Raw genomic sequence first — 13,800 nt, 5'->3', positions numbered from 1 at the left:
GCGCGGGCGCTGACCGGGCGGGTCGTATTCGTATACGTGGCCGCTCCCGCCCACCGAAAACGGCGGTCGGGAGCGGCCGGCGACGATGCGTCAGCTCACGGTGAGCGCGGTGTCGTCGATGACCCACGAGGTGGGGTCCTCGTAGTCGTTCTTGCCGGTGAACTGCAGGGTGACGGTCTTGCCGGCGTACTGCGCCAGCGAGTACGTCTGCTGGGCGAAACCGGTGTTCGCGTTCAGGTTCGTGAACGAGTGGACGGTGCCCAGCGCGTTGCCCGAGCCGTCGAGGACCTGCACGGTCAGGGTGTCGTAGGCCTTGGTCGTGCTGGTCTCGGCGGTGTCGGTGTGCAGCCAGAAGCTGAACGTGTAGTTCGTGCAGCCGCTGGGGATGGTGACGGTCTGCGCCAGGGTGTCGGTGGTGTTGTCGTTGCCGCCGAGCCAGGCGTCCCATGAGCCGGTGTGGGCCGGTTCGTCGGTGGTGTCGTTGTTGATGATGTCGCTGTTGGAGGCGGTCCAGGCGGTGTCGCTGGTGCCGTTCTCGAAGCCGGGGTCGGCCAGGAGTTGGCCGCCGGCGCAGCTGCCGCCGGTGCCGGCGGCGTTGACGGTCCAGCTGAAGCTGGTGCTGCCGGTGGCGCCGGTGCCGTCGGTGGCGGTGACGGTCACCGAGTCGGTGCCGGCGGTGGTGGGGGTGCCCGAGATGGCGCCGGTGGCGCTGTTGACGGCCAGGCCGGCCGGCAGGCCGGTGGCCGAGTAGGTCAGGGTCTGGCCGGCGGCCGAGTCCGAGGCCGCGATCTGGACCGAGGCCGCGGTGCCGACGGTGCCCGTCTGGTTACCCGGGTTGCTGACCGCGATGGTGGAGGTGCCGCCGCCGCCGTTGCTGGGCGTCTGGTTGAAGTCGGCGGTGAAGGTGTTCTCGATGCCGGTCAGCACGCCGGCGTCGGAGATGATCAGGCCCAGCTCGCGGTTGTGGTTCAGCGAGTTGTCCGAGAAGTTCTCCGAGCCCTGGAACACCTTCGCGCTCGCGGTGCCGTAGTCGGCGACGATGGCCTTGGCGTGCACGTAGAAACCGGTCGACGACGTGTACTGCGTGACCTTGACGCCGGCCGCCTCGACCTGGCTGATCTCGCTGTTGTACGTGCCGGACTCGTTCTCCAGCACGCACCGCACCGTCACGCCGCGCTGTGCCGCCGCCACGATCGCGCTGACCAGCGCCGGGTCCTGGAACTCCTCTTCCTGCACGTCCAGGGTCTTGGTGGCGCCGTTGATCAGGGCCAGCAGGTGGGTCTGCGAGTCGGTCGGGGACCAGACCAGATTGTCGCCGTCGCCGGGCGTGATCGAGGTGTCGGTGAAGTCGGCGCCGAACACCTGCTCCACCGCGGACACGTCGTTCTGGTCGGTGTCGAACACCGAGTAGTCACGCGAGGTGGCGTAGTACTTGGTGTCCAGGTTGCCGGTGCTGATCCAGGACGTCGCGCCGTCGACGGTGATCGTCTTCTGGTGCGTGTAGGTGAACGCCGAGGAGCTGTAGATGACGGGCACGCCGCCGGCCTGCAGGGCGCTGTAGGCGGCGCTGTTCACCGTGGTCTGCTTGCCGTCCAGGATCACCCGGACCTTGACGCCCGCCTTCTCCTTGCTCACCAGCGCCGAGGTGACGGTGGTGTCGCGCAGCTCGTACATCGTGACGTCGATGGTCTTCGTCGCCGTGTTGATGAAGTTGTAGATCGCGTTCTCGCCCTGGTCGGGCAGGATCAGCAGGTTGTAGGTCCCGGCGGCGTGGGCCGCGGGGACCACCAGCAGCGCGCCGGACGCGGCGGTCGCGGTGGCGACCACGCCGAGCCCGACGCGGCGTATGGCGGATCTGAGCATTCCGGTTCTCCTGATTGTGGTCTTCGGAGAGGGCAGGGCGGTTGACCCACAAGGGAAAGTACAGATCAGCACTTAAGGTGCATAGAGTATTTGACAGAACTTTTAGATGAACAACGCTCGTCATATGCGCGCGCGGCGCGGAAAGCGCACGGGGCATCGGACGCCGGCGGTCCTGGCGGTGCCTGGCGAGCCTTCCAGGATGCCCGAGCTCCGATGATCGAATCAAGAGGCGAACACGAAGTCGTCCGCGGCCGGTAAAGCGGCTTTCGGTGATGAATCGCTGACATATCCGGAAAACAGGATTCTGATAGACAGCGCCGGTGTGTGCGGGCGGTAGGAGTCGAACCTACTCAGGCGCAAAGCCACCTGGGTTACAGCCAGGCCCGGTTCTCCGACTCCGGTGCGCCCGCACGAAGCCACGTGTCAGAGTCCTGACACGTGGCTCGTCGTGCGACTACGGTAAGCCGGATGACGGCGTCCGGCCCAATGGTTTTCCTCTGGTCCATCGCGGCTGAGCACCGCGCGGCTCACTTCATACCGGCGGGCGGGCCTTCCTGCTCCCCGAGAGCCGGGGCGAACAGCGCCGTGTAGCGCTCGAAGCGCGGCTGCCAGGCGTCCTTGTCGCGAGCGCCGCCGGCCAGCATCTCCAGGCACGAGTCCCAGCCCGCGGCGTTGCGCGCGGCGACGCCGGGCCGAAGCTCGTCGACCAGGACCAGCTTGGTGCCCTCGCCGTGCGGGGTCAGAGTGAAGCGCAGGGTCTCCTCGCCCCAGGTGAACGCCAGGGACTCCGGCTCCCGCGCCTCCAACACCTCGCCCTTGATGGTGAGAGCGTCCGGCTCCGGGCCGAAGGCGAAGGTGATGGCGGCCCCGGGCTCCCAACGGCCGTCGGCGACGATCACGTCGCAGGGGAACCAGGTCTTGAGCTGGTCGCGGTCGGTCAGGGCCTGCCAGACCACGCGGGGTGGGTCGGGGAGGACGCGCTCCAGACGGATCGCGGCTCCCTGCGTGCCGCCGGTCGTCAACGATGCTTCGTGTGCCTCGCTCATGGCTTCCTCCGGTCATCCAGATGTGCTTCCAGGCGGTCCAGGCTGCGGCTCCACAGCCGGCGGTACTGGGCCAGCCAGTCGTCGAGCTCGGCCAGCGGTTCGGGGCGTATCCGGTAGAAGCGGTGTTGGGCTTCCGGGCGGACCTCGACCAGGCCGGCCTCGCGCAGTGCGCGCAGGTGCTTGGAGACGGCCGGCTGGCTCGCGCCCAGCTGGTCGGACAGTTCGCCGACGGACTTCTCGCCTTCGCGGAGCAGTTCCAGGATGGCCAGCCGGCGCGGCTCGCCCAGCGCTTGGAAGGCCGCGGCTACTGTCATGACTTGAGTTTGCCTCATCAGTTATATATCCGTCAAGGCATATACGGCACACCAAGAGAGGCGGCCAGCGACCGGCCGCCTCGTTTCTAGCCCGCCTGCCCGGATTCCACGATGATCTCCCGGATCCGCCCGGCCGTCGCCGCATCCGCAGCCGCCACGAACGGCAGCGCGTTGCCGCCCGCCAGCCGCACCGGCGCGCCATCCAGCGCCGCGGCATGACCGCCGGCCTCGGCGACCAGCAACAGTCCGGCGGCGTGGTCCCAGCTGTGCTCCCAAGTGAGCACCATCGCAGAACGCGCCCCGATGGCCAGGTCGAGGTATTCGATGCCGCAGGCGTCGAAGTAGCGGACGTCCAACTCCGCGTCCCGCAGCGCGTCCACAGCCCGGCCGTAGGTGAGAGGCCACCACACCGGATGGCTGGTGGTGACCGGCAGCGAGGCACCGCCCGGTCCCGCCGCCACCCGGGCCGGAACGCCATCCACCTGGGCGCCGTGCCCCGCCAATGCCGTACCGATGCGGCCGATCACCGGCGCATACGTCCAGGAGGCCTGCAGCACACCGCCGACGGCCAGCGCCACCAGCGTGGAGAAGCGGCCGGAACCGGCGACGAAGTTGCGGGTGCCGTCGATGGGGTCCACGATCCACACCGGCGCGGCACCGGTGAGGGCGTCCAGGACCGACGGATCCTCGGACACCGCCTCCTCACCCACCACGACCGAGCCCGGCAGGAACGCCGTCAGGCGCTCGCGCAGCAGGTCCTCGGCCTCGCGGTCGGCGACCGTGACCGGATCCATCGGGCCCTTCATGGCGATGTCGGAGTCATTCAGACTCCGGAAGCGCGGCAGGACCGCTTTCTCGTTGACGGAACGGATGATGTCTTCTACTTCGGCCAGCTCCGCGAAGGAAATCACAGTCTCACTGTCGCAGACGACCGCAAGGCGTGGGCATCGGTTGTCCGGCCTGTGGACCGGCGGCTACTGGTTCGCCGCAGCGCCCCAACGCCCCCGATGCGTGATGTCCTCGACCCCCCGCCGCGTAATCGTCTTCCGCGACGTCTTCTGCCTAGCGTCCCGATCCTCATCCGGATGCCCGATCGCCACCGCCCCGATCGGCGTGAACTCGTCCGGGATCCCGAACTCCCCGCGCACGTTCCCGATCGACTCCGGCGGAATACCGAAGTACAGCGCCCCGAGCCCCTCCTCCACCACCGCCAGCAGCAACAGCATCGTCAGCATCCCGGTGTCGATGTGCCAGAACGGCACCGGCCAGCGCGCCTCGTCCCGGTCGCTCCAGCCCTTGTCCGGGCGGGCGTACCGGTCCAGGTAGATGTCCTTGTTGGAGCAGGGGATCACGAGCAGCGGCGCGTTGCGCAGCGGTGTGCCGGCGTACTCGTCCTCGGGGTCCATCGCCTTCCAGAACGCCGCGCGGTCCTCGGCCGACTCCAGCACGAGCATCGCGTAGCCCTGCGAGAAGCCGGCGGACGGCGCGCGGTTGGCCGCGCGCAGCAGGCGCTCGGCGACCTCCGGGGCGATGGGGTCGGTCGTGAACGCCCGGACCATCTTCCGCTTGCGGATCACATCCTGGAATTCCATGCTCACTCCGCTGATTGCGAGGGGTCGGCGCCGAAGCAGCCGGCGCCCAGGAGGACCTTGAGATCGGAGCTCAGCGCGGGCGAGTTCGCGACCCGCAGGTTGTCGCCGAGCTGGTAGCGGACCACCTTGTCGGTGGGACTCTTCAGGTGCATGCGCACCGGAGTGGTCCCCGGGTGGCGGGTCAGGATCCGTTTGAGGCGCTCCACGGTCGCCGGGATCACGCGGGACTCCGAGACGTGCAGGACCACCGGGGCGCTGCTGCCGGCCGCCGAGATGTCGAGCAGCGCGACCTCCATCGCGATCAGCTTCGGCACGTCGTCGCGCTTGTCCAGCCGGCCCTTCACCACGACCACCGCGTCCTCGGCCAGTTGGGTCGAGTACAGCTGGTAGGTCTGCGGGAAGAACATCGTCTCGATGCCGCCCTCGAGGTCTTCGACGGAGGCAGCGGCCCAGGTGTTGCCCTGCTTGGTGACCTTGCGGGCCAGCCCGGCGACCAGACCGGCGATGGTGACGATGGAGCCGTCGGCGCGCTCGGTGTCCCCGGTGAGCGAGGCGATCGAGCAGTCGGCCTTGGACGCGAGCAGGTTCTCCACGCCGGACAGCGGATGGTCCGAGACGTACAGGCCCAGCATTTCGCGCTCGAAGCTGAGCAGGACCTTCTTGTCCCACTCGATGTCCGAGAACGTCATCTCCACACCGCCGGTGATGGCCTCCTGGCCGCCGTCCAGCAGCGAGCCGAACAGCGAGTCCTGGCCCAGCGCCTCCTGCTTCTTGACGTCCACCACCGAGTCGATCGCGCGCTCGTGCTGCTCGATCAGACCGCGCCGGGAGTGCCCCAGGGAGTCGAAGGCGCCGGCCTTGATCAGCGATTCGATCGTCCTCTTGTTGCAGACCGGCAGGTCCACCTTGGCCAGGAAGTCGCTGAAGGAGGTGAAGCGGCCCTTGGCCTTGCGGGTGGCGATGATCGAGGAGACCACGTTCTCCCCGACGTTGCGGATCGCGCCGAGGCCGAAGCGGATGTCGGTGCCGACCGGGGTGAACTGGTGCAGCGAGTCGTTGACGTCCGGCGGCAGTACCTTGATGCCCATCCGGCGGCACTCGCCCAGGTAGATCGCCGAGCGGTCCTTGTCGACGGCCGTGGAGGTGAGCAGCGCGGCCATGTACTCGGCCGGATAGTGGGCCTTGAGATACGCGGTCTGGTACGCGATGAAGCCGTAGGCGACCGAGTGCGACTTGTTGAACGCGTAGTCGGCGAACGGGACCAGGACGTCCCACACCGCCTTGGTGGCCTGGGCCGAGTAGCCGTTGTCGGCCATGCCCTTCTCGAAGCCCACGTACTCCTTGTCGAGGACTTCCTTCTTCTTCTTGCCCATGGCCCGGCGCAGCAGGTCCGCTTGGGCCAGGGAGTAGCCGGCGAGCACCCGCGCGGCGGCCATCACCTGCTCCTGGTAGATGATCAGGCCGTAGCTGACCCCCAGGACCTCCTTGAGCGGTGCCTCCAGCTCCGGGTGGATCGGGGTGATCGGCTGCCGGTTGTTCTTGCGCTCGGCGTAGTTGATGTGCGAGTTCGCACCCATGGGCCCGGGCCGGTACAGGGCGATGATGGCCGAGACGTCTTCGAAGTTGTCCGGGCGCATCTGGCGCAGCAGCGAGCGCAGCGGGCCGCCGTCGAGCTGGAACACGCCGAGGGTGTCGCCCTTGCACAGCAACTCGTACGTCAGCGGGTCGTCGAGCGGGAACTCCAGCGTGTTCAGCCGCTGGCCGGTGGTGGTCTCGACGTTGTTCAGGGCGTCGGTGATGATCGTCAGGTTCCTCAGACCGAGGAAGTCCATCTTGATCAGGCCGATTTCCTCGCAGGTCGGGTAGTCGAACTGCGTGATGATGACGCCGTCGGCCGGGCGCATCATGACCGGCACGTGGTCGGTGATCGTCTCCGGGGAGATGATGACGCCGGCCGCGTGCACCCCGGGCTGCCGGATCAGGCCCTCGACCCCGCGGCCGGTGTCGATGACCTTCTTGACGTCCGCGTCCTGCTCGTACATCCCGCGGATCTCGCCGGCCTCGCCGTAGCGCGGGTGGTTGCTGTCGAAGACGCCGGTCAGCGGCATCGACTTGCCCATCACGTCCGGCGGCAACGCCTTGGTGATGCGGTCGCCCATCGCGAACGGGTAGCCCAGGATCCGGCTGGAGTCCTTGATCGCCGCCTTGGCCTTGATCCGGCCGAAGGTGGCGATCATCGCGACCTTGTCCTCGCCGTACTTCTCGGTGACGTAGCGGATCACGTCCGAGCGGCGCCGGTCGTCGAAGTCGATGTCGATGTCGGGCGGGGTGACCCGGTCCGGGTTCAGGAACCGCTCGAAGAGCAGGTCGAACGGTATCGGGTCGACGTCGGTGATGCCCAGCGACCACGCGACCAGCGACCCTGCGGCCGACCCGCGGCCCGGGCCGACCGCGATGCCGTTGTCCTTGGCCCAGTTGATGAAGTCCGCGACCACGATGAAGTAGGACGGGAAGCCCATCGACAAGATGATGCCGAGCTCGAACTCCAGGCGGTCGTGGTAGATCTTCTCGTCCGGCACCCCGGCCGGGAAGCGCTTGTTCAGACCGTCGTAGGCGAGCTTGCGGAACCACTGGTCCTCGTTCAGCCCGTCCGGCGGATCCAGCCGCGGCATCAGGTTCCGATAGGAGAACATCCCCTCCGGGTTGACCTTCTCGGCGATCAGCAACGTGTTCCGGCAGCCCTCCTGCCAGATGTCGTCGGTTCTGATCGCCCGCATCTCGTCCGCGGTCTTCAGGTAGTAGCCGTCGCCGCCGAACCGGAAGCGGTCCGGGTCGGCGATGTTCGAGGCGGTCTGGATGCACAGCAGCGCGTCGTGCGCGGCCGACTCGTGCTGGTAGGTGTAGTGCGAGTCGTTGGTGACCACCGGCGGGATGTTGAGCTTGCGGCCGATCTCCAGCAGGCCCTCGCGGACCCGGGTCTCGATCTCCAGGCCGTGGTCCATCAGCTCCAGGTAGAAGTTCTCCTTGCCGAAGATCTCCTGGTACTGGGCGGCGGCGGCGTAGGCGTCGTCGAACTGCTCCAGGCGCAGCCGGGTCTGGACGAAGCCCGAGGGGCAGCCGGTGGTGGCCATCAGCCCGGCCGAGTGCTCGGCCATCAGCTCGGCGTCCATACGCGGGTACTTGCGGGCGAAGCCTTCGGTGAAGGCGCGCGAGGAGAGCTTGGTGAGGTTCTGTAGACCGGTGACGTCCTTGGCCCAGATCGTGGCGTGGCCGTAGAGGCCACCGCCGGAGACGTCGTCGCCCTTCTGGTGCGGCTGGCCCCAGCGGATCGGCTTCTGGTTGTAGCGCGACTCCGGCGCGACGTAAGCCTCGATCCCCAGGATCGGCTTGATCCCGGCGGCCGTCGCCTGCTTGGTGAAGTCGGCCGCGCCGTGCATGTTCCCGTGGTCCGTCATCGCCACCGCGGGCATGCCCAACTCGGAGGCGTGTTTGAACATGTCCTTCAGCCGTGCCGCACCGTCGAGCATTGAATACTCGGTGTGAACGTGCAGGTGGACGAAGGAATCGGACACAGGGATCCTCCTGCGGGTGGGGCGGGCGCGGCCCGAGAAGTCTACGAGATTTACTAGATCCAAGGTTCGCATCGGGGTGGGTTTCCGGCCCGCCGCAGGTAAGGAGTGCAAGTGAAGCTCGGGCGTGTCGCGTCGTGGTTCCTGGTCGGCTTCGGAGTGTGGTCGGTGATCATCTGGCCGCGGTTCATGGAGGCCATCTGGGACGACAAAAGGTCGTGGGACAACGGGCCCACGTCGTTCTTCCTGGTGCACGCGGTGCTGGTGGCCGTGTCCGTCGTGGCCGGGGTGTCGATCGGCGTGATCGGGTGGCGCTCGGTGCTGGGGCTGCGCAAGATGAACGCGTGACTTCTCGTGTGGTGACCGATGGCGAACGCCGGGCCCGGCTGGCGACGCGACACCTGTTGGCCCCGGGACTGCGTGCGACGTCCGCCGAGGCGGTGGCCGACGCCTTGGTCGCGCTGCACGCCACGGACGCGGCCACGGTCTACCTCTCGGCGCTGGCGCGGTTGGCCGCGCCGGAGACCGCGGAGGTCGAGCGCGCGCTCTACGACGACCGGACTCTGGTACGCATGCACGGCATGCGCCAGACCCTGTTCGTGGTCCCGGCGGAGTTGGCGTCGGTGGTGCAGGCCTCCACGACCCGGGAGATGTGGGTCAAGGAACGCGGGCTCCTGCTGAAGAACGCCACGGCCGCCGGACTGGACGCGGCCTGGCTGGAACGCGTCGAGGCCGAGACGATCGCCGAAGTGCGGCGGCGTGGTTCGGCGACCGGAGCGGAGCTGGGCAAGACCGTGCCGGGACTGCGGGATCAGGTCCTGTACGGCAAGGGGACGAAGTGGGAGGCCTGGCAGCCGGCCTCGGGCCGGGTGCTGCGGGTGCTCGGCTTCGACGGCGCGGTGGTGCGCGGGCGGCCGGTCGGATCGTGGCTGTCGAGCCAGCATCGGTGGGAGCCGGGCGCGGGGCACGCGGACATCCCGGTGGCCGATGCGCAGGCCGAGTTGGCCCGGCGCTGGCTGCGGGCCTTCGGGCCGGCCACCGAGGCCGATCTGAAGTGGTGGACCGGGTGGAAGGTCACCGATGCCCGCAAGGCCCTGAAGGCGATCGGGGCGGTGGCGGTGAAGGTCGAGGCGGACGACGCGCCGGCGTGGGTCCTGCCCGACGATCTGGACGTCGTGGAGGCGCCGGAGCCGTGGGCCGCGTTGCTGCCCGGGCTCGACCCGACGGCGATGGGGTGGCAGGCGCGCACGTGGTATCTCGCCGACGGGATCCGGCCGGGGTTGTTCGACCGTGCGGGGAACGTCGGGCCGACGGTCTGGTGGAACGGCGAGGTCGTCGGGGGCTGGGCCCAGCGGCCTGACGGAACCATTGTGACGGGGATGTCGCGGGACGTGGGCAGCGCGGCGGACAAGCTCATCGCCGCTGAGGCCGAGCGGTGGCAGAAGATTCTGGGGGAGCACCGTGTGACGCCGCGTTTCCGGACGCCGATGGAGCGGGAGCTCACAGAGGGCTGATACCGCTCGGTGCCGTGAATATGTTGTTTCGGAACAGACTGTAAGGAGCCTGTTGACGTTGGGTGAGGGTGCGCCTAGCCTGTGCGATTGCGATCGATGACGTTCATTCGTAGTCGAATTTGTTGGAGCGTGCTATGCCACCCACAGCTAGACGACGCACCGCGCTCGCCACGGTCCTCACCCTCCTTCTCAGTGTCCTGACCGGCCTGGCCGTCACCTCCCCGACGGCGCAGGCGGCCAAGGCGGGCAAGTCCGCCACCGCCACCGACACCACGATCACCGTCGACGGCAACGCTTCCGGGCGCACCTTCGACGGCCTCGGCGCGATCAGCGGCGGCGGCGGCAACTCGCGGCTGCTCGTGGACTATCCCGAGCCGCAGCGCAGCGAGATCCTGGACTACCTGTTCAAGCCCGGATACGGTGCCTCGCTGCAGATCCTGAAGATCGAGATCGGCGGCGACACCAACTCCACCGACGGCGCCGAGGCCTCGCACGAGCACAGCCGCGGGGTCGTCGACTGCGACCAGGGCTACGAGTGGTGGCTCGCCGAGCAGGCCAAGGCCCGCAACCCCAACATCAAGATCTACGGTCTGGCCTGGGGCGCCCCGGGGTGGATCAACGGCGGGTTCTGGTCCACCGACACTGTCAACTATCTGATGGACTGGTTCGGCTGCGCGGCCCAGCACCACCTGAGCGTCGACTACCTCGGCGGCTGGAACGAGAGGGGCTACGACGCCACTTTCTACGAGAACCTCAAGAGCGCGCTGGTCGCGCACGGCTACGGCGCGACCAAGGTGGTCGGGGCCGACAGCGGCTGGGACGTCGCGGACGCCATGACCACGGACTCGAACTTCAACAACTCCGTGGACATCGTCGGCGTCCACTACCCCTGCGGCTACGGCAGCGCCTTCACTTCGTGCGACAGCACGCAGAACGCGCTGAACCTGAACAAGCCGTTGTGGGCCAGTGAGAACGGTTCGGAGTCGACCGACGGCAGTTCCACCTTTGGCGCGCCGAGCATCGCCCGCGCGCTGAACCGGGACTACATCGACGGCAAGATGACCGCGTACATCAACTGGCCGTTGATCTCCGCGATCTACCCGAACCTGCACTACGCCGACCAGGGCCTGGGGATCGCCAACCAGCCGTGGTCCGGCAACTACTACATAGGCCAGACCACCTGGGTGATGGCGCAGACCTCGCAGTTCACCGAACCCGGTTGGCAGTACCTGGACTCCGGCAGCGGCTATCTCGGCGGCGACCGGTCCAACGGCAGTTACGTCTCGCTGAAGTCGCCGAACGGCAGTGACTACAGCACCGTCGTGGAGACCATGGACGCCACGGCCGCGCAGAACGTGACGGTCAACGTCACCGGCGGTCTGTCGAACGGGACCGTGCACGTCTGGCAGACGAACGTGAAGTCCGGCAGCTCCTCCGACTGGTTCGTGCACAGCTCGGACATCACGCCGTCCGGCGGGTCCTACTCGACGACCCTGCAGCCCGGCTACGTCTACACCTTCAGCACGACCACCGGTCAGGGCAAGGGCGTCACCACGCCGCCGGCCCCCTCGACCATGCCGCTGCCCTACACGAACGACTTCAACACCCCGGCCACCACCACCTCGCCGCTCTACTTCTCGGACATGAACGGCGCCTTCCAGACCGCTCCCTGCGACGCCGGCCGCGCCGGGACCTGCCTGCGTCAGATGGCCGGCTACGAGCCGATCCGCTGGACCGGCGAGTCCTATGACGCGCCCTACACCCTGGTCGGCGACCAGACCTGGTCCAACTACACGGTCCAGGCCGACACGCTGTTCGAGCAGTCCGGCAGCGTGGAGCTGATCGGCCGGGCGAACATCCAGGGCACGAACAACAACGGCCTGAACGCCTACCATCTGCGAGTCAGCGACTCCGGGGCCTGGTCGATCGTGAAGAGCGACACCTCGTGGAACTTCACGACCCTGGCCAGCGGGACGATCTCCGGACTCGGCCTGAACAAATGGCACACGGTGGCGTTCCAGCTGGACGGCTCGACCCTGACCGCCTCCGTCGACGGCACCGCGATCGGCAGCGCCACCGACAGCAGCTTCACCAACGGTCAGGCCGGTCTGGGCGTCACCGGCTACCAGACGGACGAGTTCTCGGACTTCTCCGTCAACCCGGGTTCGACCCAGATCCTGCACCAGGGCGCGGTCCCGTCGGCCGAGGCCGGCAAGTGCCTGGACGACAGGTACGACTCGCTGGCCGACGGCAACCCGGTCGAGATGTACGACTGCAACACCAGCCCGGCCCAGACCTGGTACTACGCCAACGGCTACTTGCAGCTCAACGGGGCCAGCGGCAAGTGCCTGGACGTCACCGGCAACAACAGCACCAACGGCACATTGGTGGAGCTGTGGGACTGCAACGCCGGCCAGAACCAGGTGTGGACCCCGCAGGCGAACGGCGAATTGGTGAGCGCGTCCTCCGGCAAGTGCCTGGACGACCCGCAATCCAACACCGCCAACTTCACCCAGCTGGAGATCTGGGACTGCAACGACGGGGCCAACCAGCAATGGACGATGCCATAATCCGGTGAATGAGCGGAAAGACATGGGGGATCATCGGTGCCGTCGTCGTCCTGGCTGCTGCCGGGACGACGACGGCGCTTTATCTGAGCCGTGACAAGGCCGGTGACTACAAGTCGTTGCCGGCGTGCGACAAGCTCTCGGCGGCAGTGGTCGGCAAGCCGGCTTTCAAGGTCGGCCAGAACGTGACGGACGCCGCGGATATCCACGGGCTGCACCCGGCCTACAGCAACATCCGCTGTGAGAGTTTCGACGACCAGACCTCAGTCGAGGTCGACTTGTTCGGGGCGAGCAACATGAGCGTGTTGACGACGGAGAAGTACCCGGACAAGCAGGTCCACGACGGCACCTGGCGGGCGAACGACTTGTTCAGCCACAACAATCTCACGCGCCTGAACGCGAACGTCGCCTACGGATCGGCGGACTACGCCGACATGACGTGCACGGTTGAGCAGGTGAAGCGCAACGCCGCGGTGATGTTGACCGTGCCGATGCCGAAGACGATGCCGCAGACGACGTCGTCGGCTCAGCGGAGGGCGCTGTGCGAGCAGATCGCCCAGACGCAGATGCCGAAGGTGATGGACGCGGCGCTTTAGGGTGTGCGTGGGTTGGTGGCGGGTTGGCGGCCGGTCTGGCGAGGCGGCGCAGACGCTGTGCTGCTTTGCGTGGTCGCGCTGCTCAGCTTCTAGGCTCCCGTGGGTTGTTCGGGGTTCGGGTGATTTTGGGGAGAGGGAGGGCTGGGGTTTGCGGGCCGGGTGCGGTTAGTTTGTGGGTTTTCAAAGCTTTTTACGGCCTTCGGTCATAGTTGTGCCGGTTCGGGGTTCGAGGCGGCGAGTCTGTGACTTGGCTGCCGGTTCGCGCGTTCACAACCCCGCCCCACCTCAGGCCTCTTCAACACCGGCAAGTCAGAGCAAGGGCAAAGGGCCAGATCAAGAGCAAGATCAACAGCACAGGCAAGATCAAGAGCTGAAGGTCAAGGTCAAGGTCAAGGGCTGTGGTGAAGGGCCGGGCCTCCGGCGGGCCTCGGCAACCTCAGGGAAACTAGCGCGGTTCCCTCGGGTGCCTGGGTCAGTCTCAGCGGCTGTGGTTTGTGGGGTGGTGCGGTCCGTTCCCCTCGGTCGCGTCGTCAGCCCGATGGGTACAGCACCGGTGTCCGGGGGTAAAGTCCGCGCGCTTGCGGTTGGCGGTCTGAGCTGCGGTTTGGTTCAGCGCGAACTTGACCCCCGGCCACCGGCGCTGTAGGCGAAGCCCTGCCGACGCGACCGAGGGGAACGAACCGAAAACCAGCCGGAAGAATAGCAATCGCAAGGAACGAAGACGCAGGTTAGCGATGCG

At 67.4% G+C, this 13,800-nt stretch carries 10 protein-coding genes and 1 tRNA gene; 4 read left to right on the top strand and 7 right to left on the bottom strand.

Going from position 1 to position 13,800, the window contains the following annotated elements:
* Positions 1–90: 90 nt before the first annotated feature.
* The 7 genes from KGQ19_RS42435 to dnaE form a co-directional block, all read right to left on the bottom strand.
* Positions 91–1,863, bottom strand: a complete 1,773-nt coding sequence (locus KGQ19_RS42435; protein WP_212020191.1) for a phospholipase D-like domain-containing protein — start codon at positions 1,861–1,863, stop codon at positions 91–93.
* Positions 1,864–2,188: 325 nt separating this feature from the next.
* A tRNA-Tyr gene (locus tag KGQ19_RS42430) sits at positions 2,189–2,273 on the bottom strand.
* 117 nt (positions 2,274–2,390) lie between these two features.
* Positions 2,391–2,909: an SRPBCC domain-containing protein gene (locus tag KGQ19_RS42425; protein WP_212020189.1), complete on the bottom strand. Its 519-nt coding sequence runs from the start codon at positions 2,907–2,909 to the stop codon at positions 2,391–2,393.
* The gene (locus tag KGQ19_RS42420) at positions 2,906–3,223 is read right to left on the bottom strand and encodes an ArsR/SmtB family transcription factor (protein ID WP_212020186.1); all 318 of its coding nucleotides are present in this window, start codon (positions 3,221–3,223) and stop codon (positions 2,906–2,908) included. The genes KGQ19_RS42425 and KGQ19_RS42420 overlap by 4 nt, the downstream gene beginning before the upstream one ends.
* Before the next feature lie 86 nt (positions 3,224–3,309).
* The gene (locus KGQ19_RS42415; RefSeq protein WP_212020184.1) at positions 3,310–4,134 is read right to left on the bottom strand and encodes an inositol monophosphatase family protein; all 825 of its coding nucleotides are present in this window, start codon (positions 4,132–4,134) and stop codon (positions 3,310–3,312) included.
* A gap of 63 nt (positions 4,135–4,197) precedes the next feature.
* Positions 4,198–4,815: a nitroreductase family protein gene (locus tag KGQ19_RS42410; RefSeq protein ID WP_212020183.1), complete on the bottom strand. Its 618-nt coding sequence runs from the start codon at positions 4,813–4,815 to the stop codon at positions 4,198–4,200.
* Between the two features lie 2 nt (positions 4,816–4,817).
* A complete protein-coding gene (gene dnaE / locus KGQ19_RS42405) occupies positions 4,818–8,387 on the bottom strand; it encodes a DNA polymerase III subunit alpha (RefSeq protein ID WP_212020181.1) in 3,570 nt (1,189 codons plus the stop codon).
* A 111-nt stretch (positions 8,388–8,498) separates the two neighbouring features.
* Between dnaE and KGQ19_RS42400 the strand changes: the two genes are divergently transcribed.
* From KGQ19_RS42400 to KGQ19_RS42385, 4 genes are all read left to right on the top strand, one after another.
* Positions 8,499–8,732, top strand: coding sequence for an SCO4848 family membrane protein (locus KGQ19_RS42400; protein ID WP_212020179.1), 234 nt, complete (start codon positions 8,499–8,501; stop codon positions 8,730–8,732).
* Positions 8,729–9,898 carry a winged helix DNA-binding domain-containing protein gene (locus KGQ19_RS42395; protein WP_212020177.1) on the top strand — a complete coding sequence of 390 codons (1,170 nt, stop codon included), beginning with the start codon at positions 8,729–8,731 and terminating at the stop codon, positions 9,896–9,898. The genes KGQ19_RS42400 and KGQ19_RS42395 overlap by 4 nt, the downstream gene beginning before the upstream one ends.
* A gap of 134 nt (positions 9,899–10,032) precedes the next feature.
* The gene (locus tag KGQ19_RS42390) at positions 10,033–12,468 is read left to right on the top strand and encodes a ricin-type beta-trefoil lectin domain protein (protein ID WP_212020175.1); all 2,436 of its coding nucleotides are present in this window, start codon (positions 10,033–10,035) and stop codon (positions 12,466–12,468) included.
* An 8-nt stretch (positions 12,469–12,476) separates the two neighbouring features.
* A complete protein-coding gene (locus tag KGQ19_RS42385) occupies positions 12,477–13,061 on the top strand; it encodes a hypothetical protein (RefSeq protein WP_212020173.1) in 585 nt (194 codons plus the stop codon).
* The last annotated feature ends 739 nt before the right edge of the window (positions 13,062–13,800 follow it).

It is taken from the genome of Catenulispora pinistramenti, from assembly GCF_018274385.1.
Classification (GTDB): domain Bacteria; phylum Actinomycetota; class Actinomycetes; order Streptomycetales; family Catenulisporaceae; genus Catenulispora; species Catenulispora pinistramenti.
This window is presented reverse-complemented; position numbering and strand designations above follow the sequence as displayed.

Excerpts from the sequence above, each read along its gene's own strand:
- KGQ19_RS42435 (WP_212020191.1), bottom strand. The coding sequence starts at position 1,863 with ATGCTCAGATCCGCCATACGCCGCGTCGGGCTCGGCGTGGTCGCCACC.
- KGQ19_RS42425 (WP_212020189.1), bottom strand. The coding sequence starts at position 2,909 with ATGAGCGAGGCACACGAAGCATCGTTGACGACCGGCGGCACGCAGGGA.
- KGQ19_RS42420 (WP_212020186.1), bottom strand. The coding sequence starts at position 3,223 with ATGACAGTAGCCGCGGCCTTCCAAGCGCTGGGCGAGCCGCGCCGGCTG.
- KGQ19_RS42410 (WP_212020183.1), bottom strand. The coding sequence starts at position 4,815 with ATGGAATTCCAGGATGTGATCCGCAAGCGGAAGATGGTCCGGGCGTTC.
- KGQ19_RS42390 (WP_212020175.1), top strand. The coding sequence starts at position 10,033 with ATGCCACCCACAGCTAGACGACGCACCGCGCTCGCCACGGTCCTCACC.
- KGQ19_RS42385 (WP_212020173.1), top strand. The coding sequence starts at position 12,477 with ATGAGCGGAAAGACATGGGGGATCATCGGTGCCGTCGTCGTCCTGGCT.